Source organism: Candidatus Nitrotoga sp. AM1P, from assembly GCF_013168275.1.
GTDB lineage: Bacteria > Pseudomonadota > Gammaproteobacteria > Burkholderiales > Gallionellaceae > Nitrotoga.
In genome coordinates, this window is record NZ_AP019547.1 from 2334558 (window position 1) to 2347993 (window position 13436).

General features: G+C 47.4%; 8 protein-coding genes, 3 tRNA genes and 3 rRNA genes. 8 read left to right on the forward strand and 6 right to left on the reverse strand.

Going from position 1 to position 13436, the window contains the following annotated elements:
• The first annotated feature begins 438 nt into the window (after positions 1-438).
• Positions 439-582, forward strand: a complete 144-nt coding sequence (locus W01_RS10575) for a hypothetical protein (RefSeq protein WP_173054508.1) — start codon at positions 439-441, stop codon at positions 580-582.
• Between the two features lie 21 nt (positions 583-603).
• Entirely contained in the window at positions 604-1368 is a 765-nt protein-coding gene (locus W01_RS10580; RefSeq protein ID WP_173054510.1) for a hypothetical protein, read from the forward strand.
• Between the two features lie 472 nt (positions 1369-1840).
• On the opposite strand, the gene W01_RS10585 is transcribed toward W01_RS10580, so the two are convergent.
• On the reverse strand, positions 1841-2446 hold the full coding sequence (locus W01_RS10585; protein WP_173054512.1) for a 2OG-Fe(II) oxygenase: 606 nt from the start codon (positions 2444-2446) through the stop codon (positions 1841-1843).
• Positions 2447-3029: 583 nt separating this feature from the next.
• On the opposite strand from W01_RS10585, the gene W01_RS10590 reads away from it, so the two are divergent.
• The 5 genes from W01_RS10590 to rrf all read left to right on the forward strand — a co-directional run bounded on the left by W01_RS10590 (position 3030) and on the right by rrf (position 8378).
• A 16S ribosomal RNA gene (locus tag W01_RS10590) occupies positions 3030-4569 on the forward strand.
• 111 nt (positions 4570-4680) lie between these two features.
• Positions 4681-4757, forward strand: a tRNA-Ile gene (locus W01_RS10595).
• 136 nt (positions 4758-4893) lie between these two features.
• Positions 4894-4969 (forward strand) — tRNA-Ala (locus W01_RS10600).
• A gap of 299 nt (positions 4970-5268) precedes the next feature.
• Positions 5269-8156, forward strand: a 23S ribosomal RNA gene (locus W01_RS10605).
• Positions 8157-8265: 109 nt separating this feature from the next.
• Positions 8266-8378, forward strand: a 5S ribosomal RNA gene (rrf, locus tag W01_RS10610).
• Together the 16S, 23S and 5S rRNA genes with 2 tRNA genes alongside form the textbook arrangement of a ribosomal RNA operon.
• A 102-nt stretch (positions 8379-8480) precedes the next feature.
• Here rrf and purB read toward each other — a convergent pair.
• The 4 genes from purB to W01_RS10630 form a co-directional block, all read right to left on the reverse strand.
• Entirely contained in the window at positions 8481-9851 is a 1371-nt protein-coding gene (gene purB / locus W01_RS10615; protein ID WP_173054514.1) for an adenylosuccinate lyase, read from the reverse strand.
• Between the two features lie 268 nt (positions 9852-10119).
• A complete protein-coding gene (mnmA, locus tag W01_RS10620) occupies positions 10120-11193 on the reverse strand; it encodes a tRNA 2-thiouridine(34) synthase MnmA (protein WP_173054516.1) in 1074 nt (357 codons plus the stop codon).
• Positions 11194-11488: 295 nt separating this feature from the next.
• Positions 11489-11707 (reverse strand): hypothetical protein, encoded by a 219-nt coding sequence (locus tag W01_RS10625; RefSeq protein ID WP_173054518.1) that lies wholly within the window; start codon positions 11705-11707, stop codon positions 11489-11491.
• A 113-nt stretch (positions 11708-11820) separates the two neighbouring features.
• Positions 11821-11907: transfer RNA gene (locus W01_RS10630), tRNA-Leu, on the reverse strand.
• Between the two features lie 233 nt (positions 11908-12140).
• On the opposite strand from W01_RS10630, the gene W01_RS10635 reads away from it, so the two are divergent.
• Positions 12141-12791, forward strand: a complete 651-nt coding sequence (locus W01_RS10635; RefSeq protein WP_173054520.1) for a protein-L-isoaspartate O-methyltransferase family protein — start codon at positions 12141-12143, stop codon at positions 12789-12791.
• 48 nt (positions 12792-12839) lie between these two features.
• On the opposite strand, the gene W01_RS10640 is transcribed toward W01_RS10635, so the two are convergent.
• The gene (locus W01_RS10640) at positions 12840-13349 is read right to left on the reverse strand and encodes a hypothetical protein (RefSeq protein ID WP_173054522.1); all 510 of its coding nucleotides are present in this window, start codon (positions 13347-13349) and stop codon (positions 12840-12842) included.
• Positions 13350-13436 lie beyond the last annotated feature (87 nt).

The window sequence follows — 13436 nt, forward strand, 5'->3', positions numbered from 1 at the left end:
TAAAACTAAATGGGGCTTGCAAATTTATGCGGGTATTTTTGATATATTTAAATAGCGGTAAAAATGTAAATCATTATTTATAGAGCATAATGTACTTACATGTGGTTTGAGATAACTTTTTATTTTACCTCAAATATAATTGTTTCATTCTTTAAAAAGCATAAGGTTTTTTATTTATCAGTATTTTGTTGGCCGCAAATATTGCTAATTAGATCGATTATTTTCCCAGCTGGTTTTTTAACCCAGCTTGTTCATTAGACCAGTTTTCTTCAATTATGCTGAAGCTGAGGTAAGTTGAAAAATTGGGCACCAATGTTTGGTTAAACTTGAATCGGAGGTGTTAAATGAAGCGCAAGGCATAGCCCAGTCACCGGGCCAGTGGAACCTTATAACGCGGGTTGCCCTCTAAATTCCGCTCTAACTCTGAAAGAGTTGCCCATGAAAAACGTTTGTTGGCGGAAGTTATTTGTTGTGCTTAGTGTCACTCTGTGCATGGGGCTGGGTCTGACGTTGGCACAGGGAGTTGAAGGAGCGGCGACTTCGGTTTCCACCTCGTCGTTGGCGCCGGGCGCAGTCAAATAGCACCCTGGCCACTATGCGGCAGTGGGCAAAAAGCAAAACAACAAGCCAGTGTACCTTAAAGATTTGTATGCCGATCTTGATGCCACCCCTGCGTTGCGCGGTGTGTTGCTTCGTTTCACTTGGACTGAACTCGAGCCTACCAGGGGCAACTATGATTTCAGCGTGATAGAAAAGCATTTGAGCGAACTGGCCACGCACCATAAGCAATTAATCTTGTTGGTGGAAACTAAAAGCTTCGGTTATCCCAATGAAGCCTCTATCGTGCCCGACTATGTGCTCAATGATCCGCAGTTCGAAGGGGCGGTGTTTAAGTTCCCGGCAGGCGCGGGGGTGATGAATGGCCAAAGCCGGACCGAGCGGCGCGGTAGCAATTTGAAGTTGTGGAACCCGCAGGTCTGCGAACGCCTGTCCGCGTTGTTGGTCGCTTTGGACAAACGCTTTAATACGCACCTTCAATTTGAGGCGTTAGGGCTACAGGAAACCGCCATGGGCCTATCCGAAGAATCCACGACGCCCCAGCAGGAAGACGCTTTTTTTGACAATCTGCTCAAGCTGCACGCGCAATTGCGGACCAGTTTTCCTAATACCGTGACGATTCAATTCACCAATTACCCCGTTAGAAAACTTGGCCTGCTCACCAGCCGGTTCAGGATAATGGGCCCCGGCTTGGGCGGACCTGATGTTTTTGTGAGTGATCGCGGTTTGAATCGGTCCGGTGGTGTTTACAACTATTACCCCAAGTTTTCCGGCATAGTGCCCTTGGCGCCCATGGTGGCGGGGGGGTAATTACATCGCCGCACAGTATGGTGGTTCAGCTGATGAAGCGCCTCGCGTGGATCAGCTCTACAGCTTTGCGCGCGATCGCCTTAAAGCCAACTACATCTTCTGGGGGCGCCCACCGGATAGATCGAGGTATTTCCCGCAGGTGCTCGACATATTGAACCGGCCTGAATTGCGCGCTGATCCGGCGGGCGGGTTGAGTAAAGTCTGCCCAAGCGTGTTTACTTCTTGCGTAAATTGACCGAACGCCGATTCTCAAGACGGTCGGCTCAAGGGTCGGTTAGGAGTAAGCGCGAAGTTGCCGCTTTTGATTTGAGCGAACTGGGTAAAAGTGGTGTAGAGAGGGTAATTTGAAAGAAACCGGTAAGCCACAGTGGCCGCTTACCGGAATTGAATTGGATCTGACAAGATCAAACTAGAATTTATGGAACGTCAAGCAGCCAGCAGTTAAGAGATGAACTTCGAAATTGAATCCGCGTTATTTTAAATCCTCAACTGAAATTCCATATTCAGAAGACCATGGAACAGGCCATGCCCAAACAGTTAATGAGAATTTTGTTCCAGATGTTACGTCAAGAACTTGATGAGGGTGCGTAACCTGTCCCGGCCAAAAAAGAGCATGTCCAGCGGGAAGATTTTTGTTGTTGTAATCTTGTCGAGGAAAAACAAGGTCGCCCCCAGTAAAATCATCATTAAGCTTTACAAGCATTGACACCATAGAGACGTCATGATGTAGCTTCATATTCTTTACATCATTTGGCCCATAACGTACAAAATAAGGAGAAGTGAATCCTAGAATATTCAACAGTGGAAATACATAAAGGAGAGAAGGCAGACATTTACCCATGATTTGCTTGCAAATATCTATTGAAAATACTCTGCTTAAATTATGAAGGTTAAGTTCAGAAGCGGAATATCCATCTGGATTGTGCGCATAAAACAATTCAGGTCTTGAATCTAGCTCTTTAATAAGATCTGCACAATATTCAGGCGTCCAAAAAGGGGTCGAATATATATCATTAGCGACTTCTGTGAATACGCCACATTTATTTGCTATGTAATCTTTGCTATGTAAAATTTTCATTCTTATTTCATTCTTAATTTAATTCAAAAAAGCCAGGATCTCTGGTTTGTCAGTTTTTAAATAATGTAAAAATATCTGCATATATTGCTGTCCGTTATTGCAGAACCAACCTTCAGCTCAGGAAACTACAGTTAATCATGGCACAAAAACGATAGAACTTCCAGATGAGTTTATGTCGCTGAGCAGAGGTCTGATCGAAGTGCAATGCAGCTGTATGGGCCGTCAATGCGTTTTAATATCCACTCGTAATCTATGTTATCCGGATAAATTATGAATCCATGTATTACAAGCCTGAAAAGTATATTTACGTGCTAGACAACAAAATGCTTGACCATCGTTATTTGCTCTGTATAATGCGCCCCTCTCGTTGCTACGGCAGCCCGTTCTTTAAAAGTTTACAGACAACCGACGAGTGTGGGTACATGCGCTGAGGTATTGGTAGATATGCGAATTAGTTCGCATGGCTGTCATGACTCAAGACATAAAAGCAGTACCTCACACGAAGTTGAAAAAAATGAAATATTGATTCGCTTTGAGTGAGATCGATTTACCTGAGAGGGTAGATCAAAAAAGCATAGAGATTGAACTGAAGAGTTTGATCCTGGCTCAGATTGAACGCTGGCGGCATGCTTTACACATGCAAGTCGAACGGCAGCACGGGGGCAACCCTGGTGGCGAGTGGCGAACGGGTGAGTAATATATCGGAACGTACCCGGAAATGGGGGATAACGTAGCGAAAGTTACGCTAATACCGCATATGCCCTAAGGGGGAAAGCGGGGGATTCGTAAGAACCTCGCGTTTTCGGAGCGGCCGATATCGGATTAGCTAGTAGGTGAGGTAAAGGCTCACCTAGGCGACGATCCGTAGCTGGTCTGAGAGGACGACCAGCCACACTGGAACTGAGACACGGTCCAGACTCCTACGGGAGGCAGCAGTGGGGAATTTTGGACAATGGGCGCAAGCCTGATCCAGCCATGCCGCGTGAGTGAAGAAGGCCTTCGGGTTGTAAAGCTCTTTCAGCCGGAAAGAAAACGCACGGGTTAATACCCTGTGTGGATGACGGTACCGGAAGAAGAAGCACCGGCTAACTACGTGCCAGCAGCCGCGGTAATACGTAGGGTGCGAGCGTTAATCGGAATTACTGGGCGTAAAGCGTGCGCAGGCGGTTTTGTAAGACAGATGTGAAATCCCCGGGCTTAACCTGGGAACTGCATTTGTGACTGCAAGGCTAGAGTACGGCAGAGGGGGGTAGAATTCCACGTGTAGCAGTGAAATGCGTAGATATGTGGAGGAATACCGATGGCGAAGGCAGCCCCCTGGGTCGATACTGACGCTCATGCACGAAAGCGTGGGGAGCAAACAGGATTAGATACCCTGGTAGTCCACGCCCTAAACGATGTCAACTAGGTGTTGGGGGAGGAGACTTCCTTAGTACCGCAGCTAACGCGTGAAGTTGACCGCCTGGGGAGTACGGTCGCAAGATTAAAACTCAAAGGAATTGACGGGGACCCGCACAAGCGGTGGATTATGTGGATTAATTCGATGCAACGCGAAAAACCTTACCTACCCTTGACATGCCAGGAACTTGCCAGAGATGGCTTGGTGCCCGAAAGGGAGCCTGGACACAGGTGCTGCATGGCTGTCGTCAGCTCGTGTCGTGAGATGTTGGGTTAAGTCCCGCAACGAGCGCAACCCTTGTCATTAATTGCCATCATTTAGTTGGGCACTTTAATGAGACTGCCGGTGACAAACCGGAGGAAGGTGGGGATGACGTCAAGTCCTCATGGCCCTTATGGGTAGGGCTTCACACGTAATACAATGGTCGGTACAGAGGGTTGCCAACCCGCGAGGGGGAGCTAATCTCAGAAAGCCGATCGTAGTCCGGATTGGAGTCTGCAACTCGACTCCATGAAGTCGGAATCGCTAGTAATCGCGGATCAGCATGTCGCGGTGAATACGTTCCCGGGTCTTGTACACACCGCCCGTCACACCATGGGAGCGGGTTCTACCAGAAGCAGCTAGCCTAACCGTAAGGAGGGCGGTTGCCACGGTAGGGTTCGTGACTGGGGTGAAGTCGTAACAAGGTAGCCGTATCGGAAGGTGCGGCTGGATCACCTCCTTTCTAGAGAAGCCTTGGCGTACGTATCCACACTCATCGGTTGTCTATAAAGCTAGTAGCGAGTAGCTGGTAGCAGTTGACGTTGCTACACTCTACCGGCTACGGGCTGTATTTGGGTCTGTAGCTCAGCTGGTTAGAGCATTGTGTTGATAACGCAGGGGTCGTAGGTTCGAGTCCTACCAGACCCACCAGTTTTGCCTGGTAATTTGAAAGAATTATTCGGCAAAATTTGAAAGCCAAGCAAATCAAGGCAGCGAGGCTGCGATGTGTACAGATGTACACGATTTGCCGAGCAACGTAGAGTTGCGCAAGCTGTCAAAGTTTAGCGGGGGATTAGCTCAGCTGGGAGAGCACCTGCTTTGCAAGCAGGGGGTCGTCGGTTCGATCCCGTCATCCTCCACCATTTATTGTAATATTTACAACGTTACAAGTGAGAACCTATATCCAAGCTATTTGTTTTGATATTGGCTTTTGCTAATAGTAGTTTTTTGTAGTTCTTTAAAAATCTGGAAGAAGTAAAAAAGTGATTCACGCACAAGCGTTAATGGGGCAACCTGTTAATGCGTGTGTATGAAAAACTTGGGTTTTGATTGTATCAAACCGTAACCATTCAAGTCGGATGGAAGCGGTCACAAACGCAAGACAAAAAAACTTGTAACGAAAAACCTTGGTCTCTAAAAGACTGAGGGTTTAATGTTATAGGGTCAAGCGAATAAGTGCATGTGGTGGATGCCTTGGCGATTACAGGCGACGAAAGACGTGTAAGCCTGCGAAAAGCTACGGGGAGCTGGCAATAAAGCTTTGATCCGTAGATATCTGAATGGGGAAACCCGGCCCGCAAGGGTCACTCCTGACTGAATACATAGGTCAGGTAGAGCGAACCCGGTGAACTGAAACATCTAAGTAGCCGGAGGAAAAGAAATCAACCGAGATTCCGAGAGTAGTGGCGAGCGAAATCGGAGGAGCCTGCAACCTTTAGCTTCTGAATTAGTGGAACAGTCTGGAAAGTCTGGCCATAGTGGGTGATAGCCCCGTACGCGAAAATTCAGGAGTGGAAATAGGGTTGGAACAAGTAGGGCGGGACACGAGAAATCCTGTCTGAATATGGGGGGACCATCCTCCAAGGCTAAATACTCGTAATCGACCGATAGTGAACCAGTACCGTGAGGGAAAGGCGAAAAGAACCCCGGAAGGGGAGTGAAATAGATCCTGAAACCGCATGCATACAAACAGTGGGAGCGGACTTGTTCCGTGACTGCGTACCTTTTGTATAATGGGTCAGCGACTTACATTCAGTAGCGAGCTTAACCGAATAGGGGAGGCGCAGCGAAAGCGAGTCTGATAAGGGCGATAGTTGCTGGGTGTAGACCCGAAACCAAGTGATCTATCCATGGCCAGGATGAAGGTGGGGTAACACTCACTGGAGGTCCGAACCCACTAATGTTGAAAAATTAGGGGATGAGCTGTGGATAGGGGTGAAAGGCTAAACAAACTTGGAAATAGCTGGTTCTCTCCGAAAACTATTTAGGTAGTGCCTCATGTATCACTCTCGGGGGTAGAGCACTGTCATGGCTAGGGGTCTATTGCTGATTACCAAACCATTGCAAACTCCGAATACCGAGAAGTGCGAGCATGGGAGACAGAGCATCGGGTGCTAACGTCCGGTGTCGAAAGGGAAACAACCCAGACCGCCGATTAAGGTCCCCAAGACATAGTTAAGTGGAAAACGAAGTGGGAAGGCTAAAACAGTCAGGATGTTGGCTTAGAAGCAGCCATCATTTAAAGAAAGCGTAATAGCTCACTGATCGAGTCGTCCTGCGCGGAAGATGTAACGGGGCTCAAACTATGCACCGAAATCGCGGATATGTACTTGTACATATGGTAGGAGAGCGTTCTGTAGGCCTGCGAAGGCAGCTTGAGAAGGCTGTTGGAGGTATCAGAAGTGCGAATGCTGACATGAGTAGCGATAAAGGGAGTGAAAGGCTCCCTCGCCGAAAGCCCAAGGTTTCCTGTGCAACGTTCATCGACGCAGGGTGAGTCGGCCCCTAAGGCGAGGCAGAAATGCGTAGTCGATGGGAAACAGGTTAATATTCCTGTACCTCAATACAATGCGATGTGGGGACGGAGAAGGTTAGGCAAGCCAAGTGTTGGACGTCTTGGTTTAAGCGTGTAGGGAGATCTCTTAGGTAAATCCGGGAGGTCAATTCTGAGACGTGATGACGAGTGCCATTTTGGCGCGAAGTTGCTGATACCAAGCTTCCAAGAAAAGCCACTAAGCTTCAGTTGTATAGAGACCGTACCGCAAACCGACACAGGTGGGCAGGATGAGAATTCTAAGGCGCTTGAGAGAACTCGGGTGAAGGAACTCGGCAAATTTGCACCGTAACTTCGGGAGAAGGTGCGCCCCGGTAGAGTGTAGGACTTCGCGTCCGAAGCTCGATGGGGTTGCAGTGAAATGGTGGCTGCGACTGTTTAATAAAAACACAGCACTCTGCAAACACGAAAGTGGACGTATAGAGTGTGACTCCTGCCCGGTGCCGGAAGGTTAAATGATGGGGTGCAAGCTCTTGATTGAAGCCCCGGTAAACGGCGGCCGTAACTATAACGGTCCTAAGGTAGCGAAATTCCTTGTCGGGTAAGTTCCGACCTGCACGAATGGAGTAACGATGGCCACACTGTCTCCACCCGAGACTCAGCGAAGTTGAAATGTTTGTGAAGATGCAATCTACCCGCGGCTAGACGGAAAGACCCCATGCACCTTTACTGTAGCTTTGCATTGGACTTTGAACAGATCTGTGTAGGATAGGTGGGAGGCTTTGAAGCGGTGTCGCCAGACGTCGTGGAGCCAACCTTGAAATACCACCCTGATGTGTTTGAGGTTCTAACCTAGGTCCGTAATCCGGATCGGGGACATTGCATGGTAGGCAGTTTGACTGGGGCGGTCTCCTCCCAAAGAGTAACGGAGGAGTACGAAGGTATCCTAGGTACGGTCGGACATCGTACTGATAGTGCAATGGCAAAAGGATGCTTGACTGCGAGACTGACAAGTCGAGCAGGTGCGAAAGCAGGTCATAGTGATCCGGTGGTTCTGTATGGAAGGGCCATCGCTCAACGGATAAAAGGTACGCTGGGGATAACAGGCTGATTCCTCCCAAGAGTTCATATCGACGGGGGAGTTTGGCACCTCGATGTCGGCTCATCACATCCTGGGGCTGTAGTCGGTCCCAAGGGTATGGCTGTTCGCCATTTAAAGTGGTACGTGAGCTGGGTTTAAAACGTCGTGAGACAGTTTGGTCCCTATCTGCCGTGGGCGCTGGAAATTTGAAGGGACCTGCTCCTAGTACGAGAGGACCGGAGTGGACGGATCTCTGGTGTACCGGTTATGACGCCAGTCGTATTGCCGGGTAGCTAAATCCGGAAGAGATAACCGCTGAAAGCATCTAAGCGGGAAACTCGCCTTAAGATGAGATTTCCCTGGGGACTTGATCCCCCTGAAGGGTCGTGGAAGACCACCACGTTGATAGGTCAGGTGTGGAAGCGCAGTAATGCGTTAAGCTAACTGATACTAATTGCCCGTGAGGCTTGACCCTATAACATTAAATATTACAAGTAGCGTTGCAATCAAAACCAATTACTTCTTCCAGTTGATGGCTGATTGATTATCTGTTTAATCAGATAGCCAGTTAGTCGACAGTTATGTCTGACGACCATAGCAAGTTGGTCCCACTCCTTCCCATCTCGAACAGGACAGTGAAACGACTTTGCGCCGATGATAGTGTACATACGTATGTGAAAGTAGGTCATCGTCAGACTCCTTACAAACAACAAAGCCCTCCCAGTGAGGGCTTTGTCGTTTTAGTCTATCAAAAGCTTTCGTTTTGAGAGTGATAAGGATTTAGTGAAAAACCCTCTCCTCAGATACGCTTAGCTAATTCACTGGCTTTACCTGTATAGGTGGCTGGTGTTAATATGTACAAGCGTTGTTTTTCTGTTTCTGGAATACTTAAGGTATGGATGAAGGCATGCAGGCTGTCGCGGTTGATGCCGCCTTTGCCGCGTGTTAGTTTTTTAAGTTTATCATAGGCGTTTTCGATGTTGTAGCGCCGCATTACAGTTTGGATTGGTTCAGCTAATACTTCCCAGCTATTGTTCAAATCTTCCGCGATGCGTTGCGGATTTACTTCTAGTTTATTCAATCCCTTTAGGCAAGACTTATAAGCCAGCAATGTGTAACCCAGCACCACGCCCATGTTGCGTAGTGTGGTTGAATCGGTTAAATCACGCTGCCAGCGCGATATTGGTAGTTTCTCGGAAAGATGGCGAAGCAGGGCGTTCGCTAAACCTAGGTTACCTTCTGAATTTTCAAAATCTATTGGATTAATTTTATGTGGCATAGTGGAGGAGCCGACCTCGCCTGCTACCATTTTTTGTTTGAAATAGCCGAGTGAAATGTAGCCCCAAAGGTCACGGTTGAGATCGATCAGGATGGAGTTGGTACGCGCGTAGGCATCAAATAATTCGGCCATGTAATCGTGAGGTTCGATTTGAATGGTATATGGGTTGAAAGTAATTCCACGAGCCATGACAAAGCGTTGTGCGAAAGATTCCCAATCCACCTCAGGATAAGACGTCACATGAGAATTGTAGTTACCTACAGCGCCATTGATTTTCCCTAGTATTTCTACGCTGGCCAAACGTGTACGTGCACGTTGTAGGCGATGTACTACATTGGCCATTTCCTTGCCGAGTGTGCTCGGCGTGGCCGTTTGTCCATGAGTGCGGCATAGCATAGGCAGGTCTGCCAGTTGATGAGCAAGGTCGCGTAGGCAGTTGATAAGCGTATCTAAAGTTGGCAGCATAACTTCGTTGCGCCCATTCAATAACATCAGTGCGTGGCTTAGGTTGTTAATATCTTCTGAAGTACAAGCAAAGTGGATAAACTCTAGCTTGCTACTTGTTTCCGGGTTATCTGAAAGTTTTTCACGTAACCAGTATTCGATCGCTTTTACATCATGATTTGTACGTTTTTCTATGATTTTGATTTGTTCGGCATCAGTTTCACTAAACTGCGCGACTAGTTGATCTAAATATTCAAGGGTTGTGACGGAAAACGGTTCGATTTCAGGAATTCCAACCTCTAAACTGAGCGCTTTGAGCCATTCGATTTCGATCAGAACTCGATAGTAAATCAGGCCAAATTCGCTGTAATAAGTGCGCAAAGGATTTATCTGGCCGTGGTAGCGGCCATCCAATGGAGAGATTGCGGTGAGTGCGGTCAGTGTCATCGAGCTAATCCTTGGAAAAAATAGCAAATATTAACGGCATATCGCTAGAAATGATGCTACCGGTAGTCAGTCGTCCATTAAAGGCCGAAACAGAAAGTTCATGTTGCGTATGGGCTGACTTGAAGCGGCTAATTAATATGGTATTCAATTTATTTACAATAAAACTGTAAAAATTGATAGTTGCAATTGGTCGAATTTTTGAAATTTTTCTTTTTAAAGCAATAGATTGGCGGCCATAAAGAGAAGTTGTTTGTATTGTCCTCCATCATTACCGACTATTTGCAATGATGCCGCCACCTAAACAAATCCCGCCGTCGTAAATGACCACCGATTGCCCTGGGGTAACGGCCCATTGTACTTTACTAAATTTAAAGCTGCTAAGTGTGTCAGATATCGTGTTGAAGTGGCAGCTTACATCGGTTTGGCGATAACGGATTTTAGCGGTGTAGTCGCGCGTAATATCAGGTATATGGTGATTAATCCAGTGCACTTCTGTAGCATCAAGAAATGTGGACAGCAAAGCTGGATGATCGTGTCCTTGCACTACAATGAGGTGATTGTTTGCAATGTTTTTAGCCGCCACGAACCAAGGTAGGCCTTGTCCGCCAATACCTAAGCCTTGACGCTGGCCAATGGTATAGAACGATAGGCCCATATGTTCTCCGACCATTTGGCCATCGAGTGTGTATATCGGGCCGGGTTGGACAGGCAGGTAGCGGTTAAGAAATTCGCGAAATGGACGTTCGCCGATGAAGCAGATTCCAGTACTGTCTTTCTTGGCGTAGTTGGATAGGTTGTGCTGGCGTGCGATTTCTCGCACCTGTGACTTTAGTAACGTGCCCAGCGGGAATATCGTTTTGGACAATTGCATTTGATTCAAGCGGTATAAAAAATAGCTTTGATCCTTACTGCTGTCTATCGCCTTGAGTAATTGATAATTGTCGTCTATTTTGCGTATTTGCGCATAATGTCCAGTGGCAATGGAATCTGCGCCCATATCAATTGCGTGTTCCAGAAAAGCCTTAAATTTTATTTCAGAATTGCACAGAATGTCCGGATTGGGCGTGTGTCCGGCCGCGTATTCGCGCAAGAAATGGTTGAATACGCGCTCCTTGTATTCCTTGGCGAAATTCACCGTTTCGATGGGGATACCGATGGTGTCGGCGATGGAGACCGCATCTATTAAGTCTTGGCGCGAGGAACAGTACTCGTCACTGTCGTCATCCTCCCAGTTTTTCATGAAGAGGCCAATGACCTTATAGCCTTGCTGTTTCAGCAGAAGCGCGGTAACGGCGGAGTCCACTCCGCCGGATATGCCGACGATAATACATCCTTTAGCCATAATGTATAAGCAGGTCTAGCGGATAGTGTTTGCCGCAAAGATAATCCTCTACGCAGCTCAGTACTTCTGCTCTTTGCAGAGATTCGTTAGGTTCCAGATGGTCAGCAGGTTGGTCGAATAAAATGGTGCGTTCTTCAATAAGAAAAACCTTGCAGTCGTGTTCGATAACAATAGCTACTGTGATTTTAGGTTCCCAGGCCATACCATGGCGATTTCAGATTGTGTATCTCTAAGCAAAGAATCGGATGAAATAAAAAAGGCAGGGTCACCCCTGCCTTTTTTAAGGTTCAAAAAATTAATGAGCTGCGGGAGCCGCTGCGGGAGCTGCTTCGTCAGCTTTATGCTCGTCAGCTTTTTTAGCTTTTTTAGCCTTTTTAGCTTTTTTAGCAGGAGCAGCATGATCCGCCGCTGCGGCTCCTGTTGCAGCAGGAGCAGGGGCAGCAGCATCAGAAGCAACAGCTGAGAAAGAAACAACGGCGAATACAGCAGCGATCAGTGTGGACAACAGTTTCATTTGAACTCCAATTCTAATTAGGTTAAAAAATTATGACATTACTTACTGTCAGCGGTACTAACGCTCCAGTTCTTTAATTGGTTGACAATTTGGATAATGAATTTATTTAAAATTGGTGCCGGGAGAGGGACTCGAACCCTCACACTGTTTCCAGCACCGGATTTTGAGTCCGGCGCGTCTACCAATTCCGCCATCCCGGCATGTGAAGCCAGAGATTATCCATGAAACAGAAGTCTTCATCAAGTCCAAGCGTTGTTTAATGTAGTTTGAATTTGGGTAGGATAGAGGAATCTAATAAAGGTTAACTCTGAACCGGTGGCTGTGATTGAACATTTTTGCACTGACTGGATGGGCGTCTGGGGATTCAAAGCACGAGCAGTTAGCTTGTTAAACTGTTAATATAAACATTGATAATATTTTGGAGTAGAGGGAAATGGGTAACGTGGAACAAGCGCGCTTTAATATGGTGGAGCAACAGATTCGGCCTTGGGACGTGCTGGATATAAGGGTACTGGATTTGTTGAGCAAGGTTAAACGCGAGCGTTTCGTACCGCCCGGAAGGCAAAGTATGGCTTTTATGGATATGGAAGTCCCACTGGGACATGGGGTTTCCATGTGGCAGCCCAAGATGGAAGCGCGCGCGTTGCAGGCATTGCAGCTTGGACACAACGACCGCGTTCTGGAAGTTGGTAGCGGCAGTGGTTACCTGACTGCTTTGTTATCTCATCTCGCGATGCATGTGACCAGCGTTGAGATCGTGCCCGAACTGCATGCTTTTGCGGAAAAGAATTTGGCGGCGCATCATATCAATAACGTAACTTTGACACGGGGCGATGCGGCGCAAGGCTGGCCGGGTTCTTATGATGTAATCGTATTGACAGGCTCAGTACCAATTTTACCGGAAGCATTCCAGAACAGTTTGAAACCAGGTGGTCGTTTGTTTGCCATCGTTGGTGATGCTCCGGTGATGCATGCCGATCTGATTACTTGTGTGGCACCCGGTATATTAGAGAGAGTTACGCTGTTCGAGACCAGTATTGCGCCACTGCAAAATACGCTGCAACCCAAGCGTTTCGTTTTTTGATGGTGCTATTGTAAAAAATAGTACTGGCGATAGGGTTAATTAGGCGTTTTAGGACACCTGCTGTTTTAAGTCGATGCCCAGTTTTCGGGCCGCCGTATTTGCTGCCGTAATGATGTATTCATCCACCTCTGTGTTAGGCATACCACCCGTAGTAGGGATAGATGCAAGAGCGTTGTGAGCGGATTCCATCAGCATATTGAAATGGCTATCTTGGTCACTAATCAATGGACGCGGGACAATGGCCTGAAAATACAGCAGGCCGTGACGCATTGTTATGGCCAGCAGATAGAGCTCCTGGCCAATTGCAGTGGCTTCTGGGTCACGCACCTCGAAACATTGCGTTGAGCTGTTTTGGCCTTCATCACGCGGGCTTGGTATCTGTTTAGCGATGGCTTCAATAAATGTTTGCGCGATATTCAGCTTGGGTGCCAATGTCGCGTGATATTGCCCTGTGCGGTTGAGAATGAGCGGGTTCTCAAGCACTGCGCGTTTAGTATTGCGCAGCGTGAGAACGACGATAATCGTGATGATAATTGTGGCAAGGGTTATTTCAATCATGGTTATAAACTTTAATTCTATAAACCGGTAGTATAGCTGTCTCTACCAAATTTGAATTAGTAAACTATTAGCAATAGATCGATTGAA